Source organism: Pseudomonas sp. NY5710 (assembly GCF_013305665.1).
GTDB classification, from domain to species: domain Bacteria; phylum Pseudomonadota; class Gammaproteobacteria; order Pseudomonadales; family Pseudomonadaceae; genus Aquipseudomonas; species Aquipseudomonas juntendi.
Genome location: NZ_CP045554.1, coordinates 4682296 through 4703710, shown reverse-complemented (window position 1 = coordinate 4703710; position 21415 = coordinate 4682296). Strand labels below are relative to the sequence as shown.

General features: G+C 56.7%; 19 protein-coding genes and 1 pseudogene. 13 read left to right on the top strand and 7 right to left on the bottom strand.

What is annotated here, in order from left to right; translation table 11 throughout:
- Window positions 1–607: 607 nt before the first annotated feature.
- From GEV39_RS21730 to GEV39_RS26630, 9 genes and pseudogenes are all read left to right on the top strand, one after another.
- Window positions 608–1459: an STAS domain-containing protein gene (locus GEV39_RS21730; RefSeq protein ID WP_173891178.1), complete on the top strand. Its 852-nt coding sequence runs from the start codon at window positions 608–610 to the stop codon at window positions 1457–1459.
- 4 nt (window positions 1460–1463) lie between these two features.
- Window positions 1464–1826: an STAS domain-containing protein gene (locus GEV39_RS21725; RefSeq protein WP_054905950.1), complete on the top strand. Its 363-nt coding sequence runs from the start codon at window positions 1464–1466 to the stop codon at window positions 1824–1826.
- Window positions 1823–2227 carry an anti-sigma regulatory factor gene (locus GEV39_RS21720; RefSeq protein ID WP_009683493.1) on the top strand — a complete coding sequence of 135 codons (405 nt, stop codon included), beginning with the start codon at window positions 1823–1825 and terminating at the stop codon, window positions 2225–2227. Before GEV39_RS21725 ends, GEV39_RS21720 begins: the two co-directional genes overlap by 4 nt.
- Window positions 2224–3237, top strand: a complete 1014-nt coding sequence (locus GEV39_RS21715; protein WP_173891744.1) for an ATP-binding protein — start codon at window positions 2224–2226, stop codon at window positions 3235–3237. Before GEV39_RS21720 ends, GEV39_RS21715 begins: the two co-directional genes overlap by 4 nt.
- The gene (locus tag GEV39_RS21710) at window positions 3230–4078 is read left to right on the top strand and encodes a sensor histidine kinase (protein WP_173891177.1); all 849 of its coding nucleotides are present in this window, start codon (window positions 3230–3232) and stop codon (window positions 4076–4078) included. The genes GEV39_RS21715 and GEV39_RS21710 overlap by 8 nt, the downstream gene beginning before the upstream one ends.
- Complete coding sequence (locus tag GEV39_RS21705; RefSeq protein WP_173891176.1) at window positions 4068–6011, top strand: PAS domain-containing hybrid sensor histidine kinase/response regulator; 1944 nt, start codon at window positions 4068–4070, stop codon at window positions 6009–6011. The genes GEV39_RS21710 and GEV39_RS21705 overlap by 11 nt, the downstream gene beginning before the upstream one ends.
- Before the next feature lie 116 nt (window positions 6012–6127).
- Window positions 6128–8521 carry a TonB-dependent siderophore receptor gene (locus GEV39_RS21700; RefSeq protein WP_173891175.1) on the top strand — a complete coding sequence of 798 codons (2394 nt, stop codon included), beginning with the start codon at window positions 6128–6130 and terminating at the stop codon, window positions 8519–8521.
- A 223-nt stretch (window positions 8522–8744) separates the two neighbouring features.
- Window positions 8745–9521, top strand: a pseudogene (locus GEV39_RS26635) (CHASE3 domain-containing protein); the annotation flags it as partial.
- The gene (locus GEV39_RS26630; protein WP_502708019.1) at window positions 9513–10376 is read left to right on the top strand and encodes a methyl-accepting chemotaxis protein; all 864 of its coding nucleotides are present in this window, start codon (window positions 9513–9515) and stop codon (window positions 10374–10376) included. The pseudogene GEV39_RS26635 and the gene GEV39_RS26630, both read left to right, overlap by 9 nt.
- Before the next feature lie 133 nt (window positions 10377–10509).
- Here GEV39_RS26630 and GEV39_RS21690 read toward each other — a convergent pair whose 3' ends face one another.
- From GEV39_RS21690 to GEV39_RS21680, 4 genes are all read right to left on the bottom strand, one after another.
- Window positions 10510–10773, bottom strand: coding sequence for a DUF3077 domain-containing protein (locus GEV39_RS21690; RefSeq protein ID WP_009683500.1), 264 nt, complete (start codon window positions 10771–10773; stop codon window positions 10510–10512).
- 16 nt (window positions 10774–10789) lie between these two features.
- Window positions 10790–11032, bottom strand: coding sequence for a hypothetical protein (locus GEV39_RS26260; protein ID WP_249414298.1), 243 nt, complete (start codon window positions 11030–11032; stop codon window positions 10790–10792).
- Between the two features lie 783 nt (window positions 11033–11815).
- Entirely contained in the window at window positions 11816–13684 is a 1869-nt protein-coding gene (locus tag GEV39_RS21685) for a DUF2075 domain-containing protein (RefSeq protein ID WP_173891173.1), read from the bottom strand.
- Window positions 13685–13708: 24 nt separating this feature from the next.
- On the bottom strand, window positions 13709–14092 hold the full coding sequence (locus GEV39_RS21680) for a nucleotide pyrophosphohydrolase (RefSeq protein ID WP_173891172.1): 384 nt from the start codon (window positions 14090–14092) through the stop codon (window positions 13709–13711).
- A gap of 583 nt (window positions 14093–14675) precedes the next feature.
- Between GEV39_RS21680 and GEV39_RS21675 the strand changes: the two genes are divergently transcribed.
- Window positions 14676–15728: a DNA cytosine methyltransferase gene (locus GEV39_RS21675; RefSeq protein ID WP_173891171.1), complete on the top strand. Its 1053-nt coding sequence runs from the start codon at window positions 14676–14678 to the stop codon at window positions 15726–15728.
- 410 nt (window positions 15729–16138) lie between these two features.
- On the opposite strand, the gene GEV39_RS21670 is transcribed toward GEV39_RS21675, so the two are convergent.
- The gene (locus tag GEV39_RS21670) at window positions 16139–16876 is read right to left on the bottom strand and encodes an MAE_28990/MAE_18760 family HEPN-like nuclease (RefSeq protein ID WP_173891170.1); all 738 of its coding nucleotides are present in this window, start codon (window positions 16874–16876) and stop codon (window positions 16139–16141) included.
- The gene (locus GEV39_RS21665) at window positions 16863–17966 is read right to left on the bottom strand and encodes a DUF262 domain-containing protein (protein WP_173891169.1); all 1104 of its coding nucleotides are present in this window, start codon (window positions 17964–17966) and stop codon (window positions 16863–16865) included. The genes GEV39_RS21670 and GEV39_RS21665 overlap by 14 nt, the downstream gene beginning before the upstream one ends.
- Window positions 17967–18189: 223 nt before the next feature.
- Between GEV39_RS21665 and GEV39_RS21660 the strand changes: the two genes are divergently transcribed.
- On the top strand, window positions 18190–18414 hold the full coding sequence (locus tag GEV39_RS21660) for a hypothetical protein (protein ID WP_173891168.1): 225 nt from the start codon (window positions 18190–18192) through the stop codon (window positions 18412–18414).
- A 367-nt stretch (window positions 18415–18781) separates the two neighbouring features.
- Window positions 18782–18919, top strand: a complete 138-nt coding sequence (locus GEV39_RS26255) for a hypothetical protein (protein WP_249414297.1) — start codon at window positions 18782–18784, stop codon at window positions 18917–18919.
- On the opposite strand, the gene GEV39_RS21650 is transcribed toward GEV39_RS26255, so the two are convergent.
- Entirely contained in the window at window positions 18858–19295 is a 438-nt protein-coding gene (locus GEV39_RS21650) for a very short patch repair endonuclease (protein ID WP_173891167.1), read from the bottom strand. The genes GEV39_RS26255 and GEV39_RS21650 overlap by 62 nt on opposite strands.
- Before the next feature lie 83 nt (window positions 19296–19378).
- On the opposite strand from GEV39_RS21650, the gene GEV39_RS21645 reads away from it, so the two are divergent.
- On the top strand, window positions 19379–21400 hold the full coding sequence (locus GEV39_RS21645) for a BbrUII/HgiDII family restriction enzyme (RefSeq protein WP_173891166.1): 2022 nt from the start codon (window positions 19379–19381) through the stop codon (window positions 21398–21400).
- Window positions 21401–21415: the final 15 nt, after the last annotated feature.

Genomic DNA, 21415 nt, shown 5'->3' with positions numbered 1-21415 from the left:
AAGCGGCCCCAAATTACTTAACTGACTGGCTTACCTATGGATAGGTGCCTTTTTTTGCGCTGGGGTTGCCTACAGAGTGCGCCAGGCGGTTTGCGAGCGCCTTGAGCATCTTGCTTCCGCCCGCCGCCGATTACCGGGCGGGCCAATGGACGACCTGTGATGCCGTGCTTGCCTACGACTCGACCAGGGACAAAGGGCGGCGCCCGGCAACTATCTCACCGGGTGAGTACTTGCAATATGAGGTACGGTTCAAGGTTGCATCGATGTCATGCCGTGATGGTATGCATTCCTATAAAACCGTTTCGCAGTAGGCTGCCGCGCACGATTGCCTCTTCGAGCCCGCTGACAAGCGCCGGCGAGGCCATGCATATTCGCCAAGCAACGCCCTGGAAACTTCTGGTGGAAGCGGGTTGACGGCGCTACGTAGCTGTTGGCCGTAACCAGGGCATGGCAGCAGCCGTGCCGCAATCTGAAGCCGTTGGGCTATCCTAATTGGCTTAATGCAATTATCTTTTCCCGCTGCACAACTAATCGAACCGGCAAATGTCATTCACAGCAGGCCGGCCATTCATCGGGACGCCGGCCTTCACCACTGGAGCGAAGGCACATGGCAACACTGCAAGGCAGCACGTTGGAGGCTATCCAACATAGCCAGGCGCAACTGCGCGAGGAATGGACAGCCAGCCTCGAAACCAACGGCGCCACGCGCAATATCAAAGAACAGGTACTGGCACAGGAAACCCAGGAATTTCTGCAGTTGCTGGTGGACGGCCTGCGCGCTGGTGGCGGCAGCCACCTGGCCGGTAGCGAGTGGGAGCCTTTGCGCCGGTTCCTGGAGAAGCTTTCTGCCAGCCGGGCTCAGCTTGGCCACGATTCGCACCAGGCTGCGTTCTTCATCTTCGCTTTGAAAGGGCCGCTGTTCGGCTTGCTGCAAGCGCACTACAGCAGCGAGCCGGCACGCCTGGCCGAGCAACTGTGGCTGGTGTCGGAACTGCTCGATGGCATGGGCATGCACACCATCCGCGCCTTCCAGAAAACCCGCGAGGAAGTGATCAGGCGCCAGCAGGAAGAACTGCTGGAGCTGTCTACCCCTGTGGTCAAACTGTGGGACGGGGTGTTGGCGCTGCCACTGATCGGTACGCTGGACTCGCAGCGTAGCCAGACGGTCATGGAGTCGCTGCTGCAACGCATCGTCGACACCGGCTCGGAAATTGCCATCATCGACATCACCGGTGTACCTACCGTCGACACCCTGGTCGCCCAGCACCTGCTAAAGACCGTCACGGCCATCCGCCTGATGGGCGCCGACTGCATCATCAGTGGCGTGCGCCCGCAAATCGCCCAGACCATCGTGCATTTGGGGCTGGACTTGGGGTCGCTGACCACCAAGGCCAGCCTGGCCGACGCCCTCAAGCTTGCCCTTGCACGCCTGGGCTGCGACATCAGCAAGCAGGGGTAAGCCCATGGAGCGTATCCCGATCCTGCAAATGGGCGAGTTCCTGCTTGTGACCATTCAGGTCGACATGCACGACCAGCTGGCGCTGACCCTGCAGGAAGACCTGACCGAGCGCATCAGCAGTACCTCGGCCCGGGGCGTGTTGATCGATATTTCCGCGTTGGACATGGTCGACTCGTTCATCGGCCGGATGATTGCCAGCATCTCTGGCCTGTCACGCATCCTGGATGCCGAAACCATGGTGGTGGGCATGCAGCCGGCCGTGGCCATTACCTTGGTCGAATTGGGCCTTACCCTGCCGGGCGTGAGCACGGCACTCAATGTGGAGCGTGGCATGCAAGTGCTGCGTCAACGTGTGAGCCAAAAATGAATGTGCGCGAAAGCGGCAGCCAACCGGTACGAATCGAACAGGATGTGGTACTGGCGCGTCAGTTGGCGCGCAAGCTGGCCGGCGAATGCGGCATGCGCCTGGTGGACCTGACCAAGCTGGTGACGGCAGTCAGTGAACTGGCGCGCAACACGGTGGTGTATGGCGGTGGTGGCGACATGGACTGGGCTGTGCTGGAGGATGGCGGGCGCACCGGTTTGCGCCTGTTGTTCCGCGATGAGGGCCCCGGCATCCCCGACATCAAACTGGCGCTGACTGACGGCTGGACCTCGGGCGGTGGCCTGGGCCTGGGCCTGACCGGCGCCCGGCGGCTGGTTGATGAATTTGAACTGGACACCGCGCCAGGGCAGGGCACACGCGTGACGATCACCCGATGGGCATGAACCTATTCGCCAGCCAGACCCACGTAGTAGGCCTGGCAGACCCGAGCGATGTTGGCCACGCCCGGCGTACCGCACAAAAGCTGGCCGAGCGGCACGGCTTTGACGAAGAGGACAGCGGCCGTGTGGCGCTGCTGGCCACCGAACTGTGCAGCAACGTGCTCAAGCATGCAGGCCGCGGTGAGCTGCACCTGCGGGTGCTGCCCCGTGAGCACGGGGGCTATGCCATTGAACTGCTCACGGCCGACCGTGCCCAGGGCTTCGATGCACAGGCCTGCCTGACCGATGGTTATTCAACTTCCGGCACCCAGGGTATCGGCCTGGGGGCCTTGGCGCGCATGGCCCAGGTGTTCGATGTGCACGCCGATGCGCGCGGCGCGGTGGTGCTGGCGCGCGTGCACGCCCAGCGCGACCACGCGCCCGACCTGCGCGTGGGGGTAAGCCAGCATGCCCTGCACGGCGACCCCGCCTGTGGCGATACCTGGCACCTGGCGATCGAAGGGCAGCGTATCAGCGCCCTGGTGATCGACGGCCTGGGCCACGGTGTGGATGCCCAGGCTGCAGCCAGCGCGGGCGCCGCGGTGTTTGCCCAGGCCCCGTTCGCCGACCCGCTGGAGCAATTGCAGGCCATGCACCAGGCCATGAGTGCCGGCCGTGGTGGCGCGGTGGCGATAGCACGCTATGACGGTGCCCGCGACCACCTCGGTTTCGCTGGTATCGGCAACATCGGCGCCAGCCTGGTGAGCGCCACCCAGATGCGTGGGTTGGCCTCGTTGCCCGGCATCGTCGGCGGCCAGTATAGAAAAGCCCAGGTATTTGACTACGCTCATGCAAATGGAAAATTGTTGATCATGTACAGCGACGGCCTGCAGTCCCGTTGGAATCTTCAGCACTACCCCGGCCTGGTGCACCGCCACCCTGCCGTGATCGCGGCAGTGCTGCACCGCGACTTCTGCCGGGGCCGGGATGATGTAACCGTGCTGGTCATCGACCTGGAGGCGGCGCATGGCTGATGCAGAGGTAATTGCCCGGCTGCAGGCGGATAACGATGCCCTGCGTGCCGAACTGGAAGAAACCAACCAGGGCGTGCTGGCCCTGTACGCCGAGTTGGACATACAGGCCGAGCAGCTGCGCCAGGCGTCGGACTTGAAAAGCCGCTTCCTGTCGTACATGAGCCACGAATTCCGCACGCCGCTGGGTTCGATCCTGAGCATCACCGGCCTGCTTACCGACGAGCTCGATGGGCCGTTGTCGGCTGAACAGCACCGCCAGGTCACCTTCATCAGCACGGCCACCCGCGAGCTGTCCGACATGGTCGACGACCTGCTCGACCTTGCCAAGATCGAAGCCGGGCGCATCAGCATCTCGCCGGCTTGGTTCGACATGCTCGATCTGTTCGCGGCCTTGCGCGGTATGTTCCGACCGATTGTCGACGCTACTGCCGTCGATCTTATCTTCGAGGAGCCTACAGGGCTGCCGCGGCTGTACACCGATGACAAGAAGCTCGCGCAGATTCTGCGCAATTTCATTTCCAACGCGCTGAAGTTCACCACCCAGGGTGAGGTGCGGGTGTCGGCGCAGCTGTATGGCGACGACCGCATTCGCTTTGCCGTCAGTGATACCGGCATCGGCATTGCAGCAGAGCTGTTGGATACGTTGTTCGAGGATTTCACCCAAGTAGATTCACCCCTGCAGAAGCGCTTTCGCGGCACTGGCCTGGGGCTGTCGTTGTGCAAGCGCTTTGCCATGCTGCTGGGTGGCGAAGTGGGGGTGCACAGTGAACCAGGGGAAGGCTCTTCCTTCTTCGTGGTGATTCCTCTGGCCCTGGCTCAGGAGAACGCCGATGAAACCTGAGGTGCGCTTGCTGATCGTGGACGATAACGTCGCCACCCGCTACGCATTGCGCCGGCGCCTGGTAGTGCATGGCTACGAAGTGCTGGAGGCAGGCACCGGCGGTGAAGGCCTGGCGCTGATTCGCGACGGGCAGATAGATGCCTTGATCCTGGACGTGAACCTGCCGGACATGAGCGGGTTCGATATCGTACGGTTGCTGCGCGAAGATGCCCGCACGGCGTTGTTGCCGGTGATTCACGTGTCGGCCGCGTCGATCCAGAGCGGTGACATCATCACCGGCTTGAACGCTGGCGCCGATGCCTACCTGGTGCACCCGGTAGACCCGGATGTGTTGCTGGCAACCTTGCGTACCCTGTTGCGGGTGCGTGACGCCGAGCGTGCCCTGCGCCGGAGCGAGGCGCGCTTTCGCGAGATATTTACCGGTGTATCGGCGCCCATCGCGGTGCTCGACGCCGAGTTCAAGGTGCACGAGTGCAACCAGGCGTTCAGCCACCTGACCCAGGAAAACAGCAACCCCGGGCAACTGCTGGAATGCTTTGCCAGCGGCCAGGAGCCAGCGTTGGCCGACCTGCGCCGGCACCTGGCCGCTGGCGAGCGCTGGAAGGGCACCCTGAGCATGCTGGTGCACGGGCATGTACGCGAAACCGAGTGGCAGCTGTCGCCCTACCAGGCGCCAGGGCTGTGCCTGGTTTTTATCGAGGACATCACCGAGCACCGCCACCGGGAGCGCTCCCACCTGGCCCGCCTGGACGATGCCACCAGCCAGTTGGCGCGGGAAGTGGCGGTGCGCGAACGCACCGAAGCGCAGCTGCTGCAACTGCAGAAAATGGATGCCCTGGGCAGCCTGACCGGCGGCATTGCCCACGACTTCAACAATTTGCTCACGGGCATCATCACCAGCCTGGAGCTGATCTGCAAACGGGTGGCGGAAAACCGCATCGAGAAAGTGCCCAGGTACGCCGAAGCCGCACTCAGTTCAGCCACCAGCGCGGCCTCGTTGACCCACCGGTTGCTGGCCTTCGCGCGCCAGCAGCCACTGGATACCCGCCCGGTAGACGTCAACCAGCATGTACGCTCGCTGGAAGAGCTGCTCAACCGCACCATCGGCGAGCGCATCAAGCTTACCCTGGACTTGTCGACCCACCCGGCCATCGCCTTGGTCGACCCGGTGCAACTGGAGAGCGCGGTACTCAACCTGGTGATCAACGCGCGCGACGCCTTGGCCAAGGGGGGGCGGATCTGGGTGAACACCGCAGCCACCTGGTCGCAGGGCAACCCCGACCTCGCAGACGGCCATTACATTGCCGTCAACGTGCGCGACAACGGCAGCGGCATCGAGCCGGAGCTGCTGGAAAAGGTGTTCGACCCGTTCTTCACCACCAAACCGGTGGGGCAGGGCACCGGGCTGGGGCTGTCGACCATCTACGGCTTCGCTCGGCAGTCTGGCGGGCATGTGCTGCTGAGCAGCGTGGTGGGGCAGGGCACGGAGGTGACCCTGTTGTTGCCGGCCAGCGCAGAGGCGGCGGTAGCTGTGCAGCCGACGGACGTGCAGAACCTGCACGGCAACGGCGAGCATGTACTGGTGGTCGAAGACATGGCCTCGGTCCAGGCGGCGGTGGCAGAGGCGCTGACCGATGCCGGGTACCGCTGTACGGTGGCCACCACCACTGACGAGGCGTTGCGGCACCTGCGCGACGACGCCAGCCTGGACATGATGCTGACCGATGTTGGCCTGCCGACCCTCAGCGGCCGCGAACTGGCCGACCTGGCGCGTTGCTACCGGCCCCAGTTGCCGGTGCTGTTCATGACCGGGTACGCCGATGCGGCACTGGACCGCCAGGCCTTTCTCGGCACGGGCATGGACATGCTGGTGAAGCCCTTCCAGCTCTACGAGCTGCTGGTGAAAGTGCGCCAGGCGGTCGGTACACCCTGAGGCCATCGCCCCTGTCGTTTTTTTCTGAAAATAAATGAGGTGTTTTCTCATTCTCGTTCGGCCTTTGCACAAGGCCGGAATACAGGCCACCCGCCGACCCTCTACGGAGCGAGAAAATGAGTTCGACACCGGTTCCACAGCGCCACCCCCTCAGCCGTGCCATGCACGCGGCGATTCTGGGTTTGGTTGTCAGCAGCCCGGCATTGCCTGCGCTGGCGCAATCTGCTGGCGCTGATCACACCCTGCAACTGCAGCAGTGGAACATCCCTGCTGGCCCGCTGGCACCCGCGCTGGACCGTTTTGCCCGCCAGGCGGGTGTGAGCCTGGCCTTCGACGCGCAGACCGTGGCCAACCGCACCACCCCGGGTGTGCAGGGCGGCCTGGCGACGCCCGCAGCGTTGTCGGCGCTGTTGCAGGGGACCGATCTGCAGGTTGAACAGCAAGGCCCCCAGGCCTACCAGATCATTGCGCAAGCGCCGGCTGCCGGCCCGCTGGAGCTGGGCGCAACCGAGGATTACCGGCTGGCGCCGGTCATCATCAATGCCAAGGTCAAGGCCAGCGCCGATGACGACCTCAATTCAGTGGTGGCCAAGGAACTGTGGGTCGGTGGCAAGGTGGCCACCAGCATCCTCAACACCCCGGCCTCGGTGTCTGTGGTGACCCGCAAGGAAATGGAGCAGCGCAGCGTCAGCACCACCGAGGAAGCGCTGCAGTACAGCCCGGGCGTGGTCAGCGACTTCTACGGCTCGGACGACCGCAACGACTACTTCCAGATCCGCGGCTTCCAGGCCACCACCTACCGCGACGGCCTTACCCTGAGCTCGATGCGCGGCGTGCGCGAAGACCCCTATGCCTATGAGCGCATCGAGATTCTGCGCGGCGCCAACTCCACCCTGTTCGGCCCGGCAGACCCGGGCGGCTCGGTGAATTTCGTGACCAAGCAGCCGCGCTTCGAGAAGTTCGGCCAGGGCTACGTGACCTACGGCTCCTACGACCATGCCGAGACCGGCATTGACGTGGGCGATGCCCTGAACGACGAGCAGACCCTGGCCGGCCGCTTCACGGCCAAAATGCAGAACAGCGACCGCGAGTACGACCACTCGCAAGACGACGACCGCTTCGTGATGGGCGGCCTGACCTGGGCACCCAGCGACTTCACCTCGGCCACGGTGATTCTCGATTACCTCAAGACCAACAGCTCCCCCAACAGCGGTGGCTACCCGCTGGACAAGGAATACGACCGCAGCGATTTCTACGGCGAGCCCGGCTACAACTTCCATGATGTGGAGCGCACCAGCCTCAGCGCCAGCATCACCCACGACTTCGACAACGGTTTCACCCTGCGCAGCAACCTGCGCTACAGCGAGCTGAGCGATGACTTCGGCTACGTCTACCTGAGCGACAGCGCCGAGCGCGTGGGCACCGTGATCCCCCGCTACGTGTTCGGCACCGACAGCGACGCGGACCAGCTCAATGGCAACCTGATGCTGCAGTACGATGCCCAGTTCGAGCATATCGACAGCAGCACCCTGGTGGGCGTGGAATACCTGGACTCGACCAACAAACAGCGCTCGGTGTACAGCCTGGCGCCGTCGATAGATATCGCCAACCCTGTGTTCACCGGCGTACCTGGCGGCATCACGCCGTATAGCCGCGAGAAAAACGACGCCACCACCAAGGCCGTGTTCCTGCAGCAGAACCTGTCCTTCTACGACCGCGTCATTGCCACGGTAGGTATGCGCAATGACTCGATGGACCTGACCAGCACCGAGTATGTGGGGGGGGTGAACAGGCAGAGCGACACCTTCTCGGAAACCTCTTACCGCGGCGCGCTGACCTACATCGTCAACGATGAAGTGTCGACCTACGTCAGCATGGTGGAATCGGTTTCGCCGCCGCAGGTAGGGGTTACCCCGCAGACCGGCAGGCAGTACGAAGTGGGCGTGAAGTACTCGCCGCTGGGCATGGATGCGATGTTCTCGGCCGCCGTGTACGACCTGACCCAGGAAAACGTCACCATCGCCGTAGTGCTGCCCAGCGGCATCATCGAGCAGCAAACCGTGGGCGAGTCCCGCGCGCGCGGCCTGGACCTGGAAGCCAAGGCCCAGGTCACGCAAAACCTCAGCCTGATCGGGGCCTATTCGTACATGGACACCGAAGTGTTGCGCGGCTCGCTGTATGACGGCAGCTCGCTCAAAGGCAAAGCGTTCACCGTTGCGCCCAAGCATACGGCTTCGCTGTGGAGCTACTACGACATACCCGACACCGACGTGAGCGTGGGGTTGGGTGCGCGGTACGTGGGCGGTTACTTCATGGACGCGGCCAACACCAAGAAAAGTGATGGCACCACCCTGTTCGACGCTGCGCTGAACTACAAGATCGCCAAGGGCACCGACCTGGCGCTGAATGTCAGCAACCTGTTCGACGAGCAGCATGTGGTGGGCTCGGGTACGGCCGATTACTACAACCCAGGGCGTGAAGTGACCGCCAAGTTGAGTTACAGCTGGTAAGCCAGCCCAGGCTCATGATCGTCACCCAGCCCCCGAGCTGGGTGACCCCTCCCAATCCAATCCCCGCATCCCCCCCCTCAAATAAAATTGTACAAAGAACTTTCTCTGTACAAGATAATCATAGGCTTGATATCAAAACGTCACTACGCAAGATCTCGCCCGTACGCCTGGTGCGCGGCGGCCAGCGTAGCGTCCAGCCAGGCCTCAAGAGTAGCTCCCCACGATGCTCAACAATCTCAGTATCTCGAAAAAACTGTACACCGGTTTCGGTCTTGTCCTGCTTATCATCGCCGTATTGGTACTGACTGCCTTGCGAGGCTTCGACCAGGTCAGCAGCAGCGTGAAGCGCAACATCCATAGCTACGACGTGCTCAACAGCTCCAGCAGCATGCTAAACAGCCTTATCGACATAGAAACCGCCATGCGCGGTTTTGCCCTCACCGGCCAGGACAGCTTCCTTGAACCCATGAACACAGGCGAAGCGGCGTTCACCGACGCTTACAATCGCCTGAAGCAGGCCACCGCCGACAACCCCCAGCAGCAAGCCCGGCTGGCCCACCTGCAACAGCTTTACCAACAGTGGCTGCAGCAAGACATGCAAACCAGCGTGAACCTACGCCGCGAGGTCAATGCAGACCGCGCCCCGCTGACAACGCTGGTCAGCCAGATAAGCTCGGGCCAGGCCAAAGCCAAAATGGACGCCATGCGCGCCGTGATCAACGAATTCCAGGCGGCCGAGAAATCCCTGCAGGACGAGCGCAGCCTGCTGATGGACCACGCGAAATCCACCGCCTTCACCATCCTGATCGCCGGCGGGTTGGTCGCTGCAATCCTGGCTGTGCTGATCGCCACATTCCTTGCAAGAACCCTCACCCACCGCCTGGGTGAAGCTGTAACGCTGGCGCGCAACATCGCTGACGGGCGGCTGGACAACACCATCGCCATTCAAGGTACGGATGAAGTCAGCACCCTCCAACAAGCATTCGTGGCCATGCAAGACCGCCTGCGCACCATGATTGGCGAGATCAGGGCCAGTGCCGAACAACTGGTGGGGGCTGCCGATAATATTTCGGCGGCATCGGTGCAACTCTCGGCATCAGTGCACGAACAGTCGAACTCGGCCTCCTCGATGGCGGCCACGGTCGAGGAACTGACCGTGAGTATCAACCATGTCTCTGACAATGCGGTGGAAGCGCATACCCAGTCCAGCGAGTCCGGTCGCCAGTCCAGCGAAGGCGGCAGCGTGATTCAGGAAACGCTGACGCGCATGAACCTGATCGCCCAGACCGTAGAAGCCTCTGCCGGCCAGATCAGCGAACTGGACAGCCATGCCGAGCAGATCAGCAGCATTGTCAGCGTGATCAGCGGCATTGCCGAGCAGACCAACCTGCTGGCCCTGAACGCCGCCATCGAAGCCGCCCGCGCCGGCGAACAGGGCAGAGGCTTTGCGGTGGTGGCCGACGAAGTACGCTTGCTGGCACAACGCACCGGCAACTCGACCCAGGAAATTACCGAGATGGTCAAACGCATCCAGTCCGGCACCCGCGAGGCCGTGGGGCAGATGGAGGTGGGTGTGCAGCAGGTCAAAGGCGGTGTGACCCTGGCGCAACAAGCGGGGGAGGCGATCGTCAGCATTCGGCAGTCTTCGGGGGACGTGGTGCGCATGGTGGATCAGATTTCCCTGGCACTGCGCGAACAGACCGCTGCAAGCCAGGATGTGGCGCGCAACGTCGAACGGATTGCGCAGATGTCGCAGCAGAATAGCCAGGCGGTGGAGCAGACGGCCGAGACGGCGGGGGCGTTGCAGCGGTTGGCGCAGGGGTTGTATGGGCAGGTGGGGGTGTTTCGGATTTGACGGAGTAAGGGGGTGATGCCCCTGCGCGTGCGACGTCCTCATTCGCCGTGCGCACAGGGGCCCTTGGCGGTCGATACCGTCAGTGATTGATAGCTGCGAGCCGACTGACTTCTATCGCCTTTGGCCTTGAGGTTCAGCGCATCATTCCCAACTCCGCATCATCCAGCAGCGCTTTCCCCAGAGCGCAAAGATAGTGCGCTGCCCAGATCAGCTTTGGCTTGTCTTCCATCAGCCCATCAATGGTCAAATCCCGCGCATAGCCCATCAGCTCCGACGCTTGTTCACGGGCGTTCTGGCAGGGGATGCCCGGTTCGATGCGGAACAGCGGGTGGGTTTGGTTTTCACCTTGGAAGAAGATGGTTTTGCCGACAGTGCATTGGGTGTTTTCGGTGGTCATCGAGCAATACCCCTGGTCAATGCATGGGTTGCGGGCCGGCTGGCCGTTGTATTTGCGCCAGTGCCGATTCGAGCAAACGGCGGAGTGTTTCCAGCTCGTGCATCGACGCCATGATCAACACGGAGGCGGGTGATCTGGGTTGCATTAGCATTGCTTGCTGTGCAACGGCTTCGGCGCAGGGCGCGTAGTCGGTTGCGAGCATGAGGGTGTCTTCCAGGGAGTGGGGGAGATGGGGTGGGTCGGGGACGATTTTTAGCATTGGACTGTGTTCTCGATAGTGGCTACCGCCAACCCGCTGTCAAACGGAATGGTGGCAGCTGTGCATGGGTTGACAGACCGGCGAACACAGAAACCGGCGCACGCGAGCGTGCCCCATGCACAACCGCCATTAACGGTTATGCGCACTGTGTATCGTTGCGGCCTGTCAAAGCCGGTCGTTGGATGAGCAACGACCCACCGAGCCTAGAACTCTGAACTAGCGATCGCAACGGAAAACAGGCGCAGGGAGTATGTTTGGGAAACGTCCTACGCGGAAGGGGTAAAATCTGATTTTCTGGCACCGGGCCAGCCACCCTCAGGCACAAAAAGGACGCCTGGGGGTAATGTCTGTTAGTTAAGCGATTGGGGCCGCTATGCGGCCCATCGCCGGCAAGCCGGACTCCCACAGAAGCAGTGCAGACCTCAAGCTTTGCGCGGTACTTGTGGGAGCTGGCTTGCCGGCGATGGGCTGCGAAGCAGACCAATTGTTGCCACTAAGGCTTAACTGACTGGCATTACCCCTGGGGGCGTCTTCTTTTTGGAATTTGGTGGGTCGGGGTAATCTGAAACAAGTCGGTATCTATTAGTTTGGGCTGGCAAACGAATGTTCGGTCAACTTGCTTGGAATACCAGTTGGAACGCTGCGTAGCCTAGATTCTGATGGACGGTAATTTGAGAACTGCGCCCAAAAACGAGTCGGGCCCGAATCTATAAAGCAGATGGTCGCTCTGTTGATTGTTGCCCCTGCGCTCGCTGGCACTGGGGCTCCTAGCAAACGATACCGTCAATGATTGCTGTGTTGGCTAAGCCGACTCTCGAAGTATTGCGCCGTCTCTTTGTCGGTGCAGTACAGGTAGCAACCCTTCATCCCGCGTGTCATCAGGGTTCGGTACGTATTTTTGATGATCAGGTCTGTTTCACTTTTCGCGAGGGTAGGTTGTTCTTTCATCATTTTTTTCCAGCCGCGAATCGATTTATCGTGCTTGTCGCGCTCATCCGGGGATGTCACTACCTGACCGTCACGTACGACTAGATCTGGCCCGATAATCACGCCGATGTAGTCGACTTCCAACCCTTGGCAGGTATGAATGCAGCCAACCTGCTCGATGGAGTTCTCAGCGATGATCCATAGGCTGCCATCCTGATCCAGGTTCCATTGGCGTTTGTAGTCACCAATGACGATATCAGCAGCGGTGGGGTCTTTCTTGCTCAACCAAGGCCAACAATAGCCCGCGACCACACGAGCTTTGTTTCCGTGGTTTTTCTCGTTGATTGCTTCATGCATCGCCTGGGGTGAGTCGAACACCTTAAACTCGTACTCTTGAGTCTCAAGCGTCGGATTTGCCGTCGAGCGAATGCCTAGTGTGTCATCCAGCCATGCCAGATAACCGTCAGAACCACTGCAGCGAAACTGCGAAGACAGCACGTGTTCTTCAACCACAGCACCCTTGGCCTTTGCAAAGGCGCGTATCGCCTGCTTGCTGCCGATATCGCTCAAGGTTACACGCTGGTCCTCATCAATAAAGAAAATTGAGCATTTCGCTGAATCAATCAGCTCCTTGATCTGGTTTTCCCCAAGGTTTCCATAAAGCCCGCTTTTCTCATTCAGTCGGTGGGCTTCGTCCACGATGAGCGCATCGAATGTGTTGGGCTCAGTGTCGATGAATGCCCCAGAGCCTGAAAAGAAATTCGAGAAATGGCTGCGCTTGATGGTGCCAACCAGTTTGCTTTCGTAGACCTTGCGAGGGGCGGCATTCTTGGAGACGTATTTGCTCATCAGCTTCAATTCTGTGAGCTTCACCAGCAGATTGATAGCCAGAACAGTTTTTCCGGTGCCCGGTCCACCTTCGATGATCATCACCTTGGGTGCTTGATCCGAAGCCTCGTTTGCCGCCGCAAGCGCCGACTCAAAAATTGCTTTCTGATCGTCAATCAACACGAACTCGGGTTTGCCTTTCATCAACCCCGCGAGGGCTTCGGCTAGCGCCTTGGATGGGCGAATTTTTCCTTCGGACAGCTCGTAAAGAACCTCTTTGTTGTCGCCATGACTTATATGCTTTTTCAGAAAGGTTCTGAGTTTGCTGAGCTCTTCCGGGCCTTTCAGAAACAGCGGAGCCTTGCTGATGTGGGGCTCATAGTGGGCTGAATCTATGACACCGTCGCTGACGTAGTTATGGAGGTAGGCGCACGGACGGATTTCGATGCTTTTGTCATACACCGCCTCGTTGAAGCCTTCCAGCAGCGCTGCATAGGACCATACTTGATAGGAGGGGTGAATGGTTTCAATGAGGCCGCCACCCAATGCCGTTTTGACGATTGCGTCTTTGGTTGTGGCGTTGGCCTTGCTCCATTGCTTCAGCTCGATCAGTACGGCCTTTTTTGCCTGGTTTTCGTCGCGACCGGTGAGTAGAAAGTCGATTCGCTTCGACGACTGCGGAATGTGCAATTCGATGGCCAGGCCTGCATCGCTCGGGAGGTCCTCATCTCTAAGGACCTTGGCCATGTACGTCAGAGACCCTTGCCACGACCTGATTTCCGAGGAGCCGACGTTCTTGCCGGTAGCTTCCTTGTAATGCCTGAGGATCACCTCCTCAATGTCATCGTTATCGTTGTCTTTGAGAAATTGCTGTTTGGTCGCAGCGTAAACGATCACGGGTTGTCCTTAGGTGCGTGTTGGTCAGAGTTGGTCGTACTTTTTGCTGGTGCTTTTGGCTTTATCTACGGGGTATTTCTGGCCATTCGAGGCGAGTTTCTGTGTCACCGCCTCGTTGAGGTCAATGCCAAGTACGCTGCTCAGGCGAACCAGGTACATCAGTACGTCCGCCAGCTCATCCTTGATGGCTTGGCCGATTTCGGGATCTGTTGCGGCGGAGATCGAATCGGCATCGCTCATCCATTGGAAAATCTCGCATAGCTCTCCTACCTCGCCAGTGAGAGCCAGGATGAGATTTTTGGGGGAGTGGAACTGCTGCCAGTCGCGATCATCGGCGAAGCGCTTTAGGGATGCGGCAAGCTTTACTACGTCAACCAGTGGCGCGGATGAGCTATCTGAGTCACTCACGGGGCTCTCTCTTGGGTATCAGTGAGGGGCAAAAGATCTGTAGGAAATCGGCTTCGTATTGTAAGGCCTTTCGCTATTGACGCAGGCGTTTTGTTTTTCTCCCGCTTCTGCTAGCCGAATTGCTTGCCTGCATTAGCTATGTCATTTGAGGGGGGGACGTGGGCCGCCTACAGGCGGATTTTCTAGTGCCTGGCGACAGCCTCCGCCGTATCTGGCCTGGCAATTGGCGACAGGATGGTGACTGCTTTGGCGACGCACAGGATTCGTCGAAGACCGATATCGCGACTGATGGCGGCGCCCGGCCTGATTGACGCGGCATCAGGAGTCGAAATGCCGTTTAAATCATTGATTTATAGGTGCTTTACATGAGGTTTTGTGGGCTGTATTTCATTGGGTACCCTGGGCCCTACGGAGGTTTTTAGCCCAGGAGATATGTGGGAAAGGGGCCTTGGGGGGCGTCGAGCCCTGCCTCCTGCGCATCGCAGGTTTAGGAGGTCAGCCAAAACCTGTATAAATTTTCAGTGTTTGTGCTCGATCTTTCGCGCCAAACCGGTTAGAATGACCTCCGTTAGGAGGCTTTCCCATGCATACTATTGACGCCGTTGACCTTTTTTGTGGTGCTGGAGGGCTGACTGCAGGTCTGCTCAAAACCGGTATCAGCGTTCGTGCTGGCTACGACATTGATCGCAATTGCGAGTATGCCTATAAGACGAACAACGGCGCAGAATTCGTGGCTGAAAGCGTTGAGTCTGCAAAGGTTGGCGATGTTGCTGCTTGGTATCGAGACGGTCGGGTCAAGCTCTTGGCGGGATGCGCTCCCTGCCAGCCCTTCTCGACCTACAATCAGGGGCGTGATACCAGCACTGATCGCAAGTGGCCGCTTCTGTATTCGTTTGAAGAGCTCATCAAAGGCATTAAGCCAGAGCTGGTCACCATGGAGAACGTCCCTGATGTTACCAAGCACAAGGTATATGTTGACTTTGTAAAGGGGCTGGAGGATGAGGGCTATCATATTTGGGCAGGGACCATCCACTGCATTGACTACGGACTTCCTCAGCAGCGTCGCCGACATGTACTGTTAGCTTCGAAATTTGGTCCCATAGCCATGATTCCGAAGACTCATGCAGGCAAGCCGGTGACAGTAGAACAGGCAATTGGACATTTCCCAAAGCTTGAAGCTGGTGGGTGTGATCCGAAGGATCCTCTGCATCGTGCGGCCACTTTAACTCCAATAAATCTTGAGCGTATCAAACGATCAACGCCAGGCGGTACATGGAAAGATTGGCCAGAGTGGCTGCGCGCACCTTGTCATCGCAAGAGTAGCGGCAAGACTTACCCGAGTGTTTATGGTCGGATGCGCCATGATGAACCCGGGCCGACTATGACGACGTTATGCTATGGATTTGGCAACGGGCGATTCGGTCACTATGATATGAAGCAAAATCGCGCAATTTCTCTTAGAGAGGCTGCAACTTTGCAATCCTTTCCTGAAACTTATCAATTTATGCCGCCTCAGGAAATCACGTTCAAAGCAGTCGGTCGCATGATAGGAAACGCCGTCCCTGTCCGACTAGGTGAAATTATCGGAATGAGTATTCAGCGCCACCTCCAAGAATTTGCTACCGATCAGAAGTAGGAGCAAATTCTCTTCTGAGTCGCAGCTTAAGTGTGCATGGACCTATCGTTTCGCACCTCCAGATGATGATAACTTGTTAGCCCAGCGTCTCAAACTGGGCTGACTTTCTACATCCCATTCTACGTTAGCGTTAAGCTTTGGTATCCAGTAGTCTTGGCGAATCTTTTGGGTGGTTGCATATTTGCAGTTCTGATGGCGATGCCAAAACACTCTTGCACGAATATTGCTGATGTGTATTTCATTAGTACTATATCCAGGCTTTCAGGAAGCGGTTTTTGTGTGGCCTGAATTGGAATCACATATGATTAAATAAACATCTCGATTTAAGGGCGGGTGCGCGCCCGCCCTAAGGCTTTCATAGTTCTAGAGCGTGTTTGTGGGTTTTCCGTCTTGTTCAGTCGTTCTCCTAATTAGGCTGGTAGTGCAGTGGGTGCTGCATATTTCTTCTTTCTCAGATATGAAGAAATCGACCATAGCACGGATCTTAAATAGACCGTAGTTTGGTAATGGACCTTGGAAAGATACTCTGGTGAGGTATCTTGCCCGCACTGTTCAAATGATAGCCTTCCATGTGCAAAAGCATTTCTTTTATCTCTAACGTCTCGTAGTTGGCGCAAAGTTTGACGGCCGTTTAAGTTTGGGTCTGCAGTTTGGAAGCCGTACTTTTTAGCTGTCGTTTTAATTTCTGCGCAATCAACATTTCCGGAGAATATTTTTTCTCTATCGTAACCCAGTCTGGTTATAGCAATTTCAATCGGGTGCGTTCTTCCATCCAAGGCTGAGCTATGACTGTCTTTGATAGCGCGCTTGAAATGACTAAGTGCAATGTTTTGTAAATTTCCGCTTAATTGGTCAAAGCCCAGGTTGTCGCCATCCACAGCTTTGTGAATCGCGTCAATAGCATTTGTCATAGTCGCTTCCACCAAATTGTAAAGAAGCAAGTAGGTGTTCGCGCGTAATGTTTTTGTTAGTTCGCGTGATAGCTCGGCTCCTGCAATTGGAGCGATTTCGCCGTCAGTTTCACCGGCAAGTGATACAGAACGATTGTTCGCAATTATTTCTATGAAATCAATATATCTGCTTACCTCGGCGCTTCTTTGTCTGAACAGGTCGTAGAGTTCGACGACAAGAACTTCACTGTTGGTCATACTGGACCTCTCGACCCAGTAGATTATCTCTGACAAAGTGGATTCGATTTACCACTTTGGGTCTGGAGTTGCTTGCATCCGAGCGAGTGAGCGTCTTGAATTCATCACTTGCCAGCCATGCCATTGAAGCGGGAACTAACCCTGGAGCTATTCTTTGAGCAAGGGCTACGCCGACTGAAATTGACTCAAATCGAATTCGAGGTACCGATGAATTATTGGGCGCTTTCTTGAATCCATGAGGGAAAAATCTTTGAACGAAGTCAAGCATGTTTTCGAATGTTGTGCGAAGCTCCTTCTGGTCGAAATCATGGTTGTTCATATGGTCAAGATATTCATCTAGGAATTCATCGACCCGCTTGTTGAATGCTTCATATCTATGTAGGTAGGCGTAAAATCTAAGTACCATCTCCTCATAGTCGCGATGATTGATTCTTACGTCACTGATAGGGCAGAGCTGTCTGAAGCGTAGGTTGGCAGCCGTGTTTCTAACAAAGTCAGTGAACGGACCATCCTGTGAGCCGAATCGTTGCTCCATGTCCTTTAATTTTGTTCCGCCGGTGTTAAGGCGATCAAAGAGCTGGCGACGCGCCTCTTCATCAACTTCCATTAACTCGATCATTCGCATTGTTTTGCGTCTAAATCTAAGCTGGCGTGAGACTGGAAAATCTTTAAAATAAAACCCGTTCAACATTGGCAACATTTTCAAATCATCAAGCTTGAACTGGTTACCTAAAAAACGTACAAGTGTTCTTATTCTTTGCGAGCCGTCAACTATTTCCAAGCGGCCTTCGTTTTCGCCAGTGTGTACATCGGCGACATATAGGTATGGTATTGGTAAATTAAGTAATATGGATTCAATAAATCTACCTTGTTGTTCCTCGCTCCAGACTAGCTCGCGCTGATAATCTGGGATGAATAATTCTGCCTTGTCGGTTTCCTCTAGTTTGTCTACGTACTTCGATACGATTACCTCGATAGGGTACTCTCTTATATCAAAGTCTGTTTCTTTTTGCCTCTCAATGATTTGCTTTTCAGCTTCGATTTTTTGTTCGTCGCTAATAAGTGCGAACATTTCTCCTTGCTTCGCCATTAAAATTCCTTATCTGCTGATTGTTGGCAAAATTGTTAATTGGTGTTGCGAAGCTTTTTGGTTTGATCCATATGCGCTGCCACCATTGGGTTAAGCTTACACCTTCCGACGGTGTATGAGTTGACAGGGTTCGATAGAACGGTTCAGGGGACTGAGCCTTCGCGCCTCGGGTAACTTGCCTCCCTCCGGATGCTTCGCAAGGGGAGGCGAGGGATTTCGCGTAATGTCTGCATTCTTTGCAAACCATCATTTCGCTGGTAGGCATTTTGCCATTGATGGCGGTGAAAGGAAGCCCTTTGCCAGCATGAAGGTCGGTATTTCCGAGTCGACGAAACCAATTTTTATCCCGCATTCGGGAGTGCCCGATAACCAGCCGGTACACAAGATTGGACGCCTAAGCCGCATGTGGCATGCCTGCCATCCAGCTTATTTGAACGGCCATTCATGATCTGTCTCCTCTAGCAGTTGAGTCTCATTAATCCCCCGCGTCATCCCGTCAAGAATGCTGAGTGTTATCAGAGATCAAGACCCCTGCGACCTGTGGGGGGAGGTCCTCTACGCAGGACTGTCGGCTCCTTACGTCCGGGAGCAAGGGCATCCCATGATCTGGTCTCCTTAGCACCGTTACCGGTGGGCGGGTGGAGGCTGCATTGGCTGACGAGATCGGTGCCGCGAGATCCTGAGCCAGGTGCAGGCAGCAATGCGATGACGGGGCATGCCTGACTCAGTCAGGCGCAGTCTATTCCTTGAACTGCGGCACCATATCGTTAAGGGAAGCGGTCACACTGCAATCGTTTCCCCCGGATTACAGATTCATGCCAACGGAAGAAATCGCGTTCAAGTCCGCAGGCCGCATGATTGGTAATGCGGCTCCCGCAAGGTTGAGCGAAATCATTGGCCTGAGCATCCAGCGTCACCTTGAGGAGCAGGATCGGCTAAAAATACCTTCCTGAGTCGAGCATCCAAGGACATCACGTCCTTGGTCTCACACTCCCAAACAACGACAACCCGCCAGCCCAGCTCGCGCAGTTGTTCGGCTTTTCTATTGTCCCGCTCCACATTCGATGCAAATTTCGGTAGCCAGAAATCTTGGCGTGTTTTCGGCGTCGAGGCGTAACGACACCCCGGATGCCGGTGCCAATAACATCCGTGGACGAAAACCACCGTCCTTCGCTTAGTAAGGACGACGTCTGGACTGCCAGGCAGAGACTTCGAATGCAGACGGAATCGAAGCCCCAAGCTATGGAGCAGGCGCCTCACGACCAATTCTGGCTGCGTGTGCTCCCGCTTGATCAAACGCATCCGATCGGACGCCGTGAACTGGTTCATAGTGGCTCTTCGCTGCTGAATTGCGGATCCACTTGTGTAACCATGCAGCCAAAGCCAAACGAACACAACAGGGAAAAACAGCAATGGATGCAATAGTCGAAACGGTTGAGGATCAGGAATTATTTTTGGAAATCGACCTCAACGTGTTGAATCATCTGGGGATAGGTCTATACAGCAGCACGCCCGCCGTAGTCACCGAGATCGTCGCCAACGCATGGGACGCCGACGCCCATACCGTTACGGTAGACATTCAACAAGACAAGATTATCGTTCAAGACGATGGCCACGGGATGGGGCACGGAGAGCTGCAGGCCCGATTCCTTCGTGTCGGGTATGCCCGCAGAGACCAACCGAAAGGCAATAAGAGCGACACTCTTGACCGCCCGGTGATGGGCCGTAAGGGAATTGGGAAGCTGGCCATGTTCTCTCTAGCGGACCAAATCGACATTTGGTCAAAGAAAGCCGGGGGGCCTCAGGTCTCCGCTCGAATCAACGTCGAACAACTCAGGAAAGACATTCAGTCAGCCAAGAAATATTCTCTCGAAAAGCTGGACACAGAATATGACTGGGGAGACAAGACAGGAACACGCATCGTACTTTCGAAGCTAACGGCGGGAACTGACAAAACGGAGAGCTTTCTCCGTCCCCGCATAGCGAGGCGTTTCAGTGTGCTGGGGGATATCCATAAATTTAAAGTAGTCATTGATGGACATGAAATCACGACCCAAGATCGCGGGTATCATGCAGACGTCCAGTTCTGGTGGGATTTGGAGGATGAAACCAGATCAGAGCAAAAGCCTCTACTCAAGAATCTTGCGACCGACGAAGATGGCCAGGAGTGTATAAAGCGCATAAACAACGTCGTAGTTGTCGAAAACCATGCCTATAACCTCCGAGGCTTCATCGCCACTGTCGCGAAGCCGAAGAGCCTGAAAAAGACTGATGACAACATCAATCAGATCTCACTGTTCGCCAATGGCCGGGTATTCCAAGAGGATATGCTGAAGGACATCGGCAATGCCAAGGTGTTTAACAGCTACATCGTTGGTGAGATTCATGCGGACTTTCTCGATAGGGATGGGACTGACCGGGCAACGGCAAACAGGGAATCGGTGAAAACCGGAGATCCTCTGGTAAGCGCTGTACGTGCGTGGTTGAAGAATACTCTTGACGATATTGCGGACCAGTGGGATGACTGGAGACGTCAGCAGAATGTCGATAGCGACGATGAGCGCACCAAGCTGGCGCTGGAAAAATGGTACGCCTCTTTGACGGACGCCCGAGATAGGAAGCTAGCTCAGAAACTGATCACTCCCATCCTGTCGGCTGAGCACTCGAATGATGACACCAAGAACAAGGACATCAAGCGAGACTTGGTACGTAGTGCGATTGTCGGCTTTGAAAAATTACGAATCCGGAAGCAGCTGGACAAGCTCGAAAAAGTCACCGATGTATTATCCGTTGAGTTTCAGAGGCTGTTTCTGAATCTCGATAGTGTTGAAGCGACCCATTATCACGAAATCACCCGCTCCAGATTGCAGGTGATTGAAAAATTCGAAAAAGAAATTGCTAACACAGATGCGCTTGAGAAGGTTGCTCAGAACTATTTGTTCGACCACTTGTGGCTACTTGATCCGACATGGGGGCCGGTAGGTGAAAGCAAGGTTATGGAGCAGACTCTCACCAAAGAGTTGAAAGACATTGCGCCTGATAATCCTACCGGTGCACGGATTGATATCGCCTACAGAACTTCGACAGGGCGCCACGTCATTGTGGAGCTGAAGAAACCTGACAAAAAGTCGGTAGATGTAGATGACCTTACGAAGCAAGGACGGAAATATCGAGGTGCAGTTACGGAATATCTCCGTAAGCATAGCGATATTGGAGGCCTGAATGGCCGCAGACCAGCCATCGATGTTGTATTTGTGACCGGCGAACTCCCTAGGACCAGCGACGGCGATGTTCTGGAAATTCTCAGAGGAAACCAAATGCAATCATTCACTTACGAGGGAATGATCGTGAATGCGCGGAGAGCATATCAGGAGTATTTGGACGCATCGCCAAGTGTTTCCATCATTGATGACATCGTGTCGAACATAACCTGATCCTGCATGCCCTAC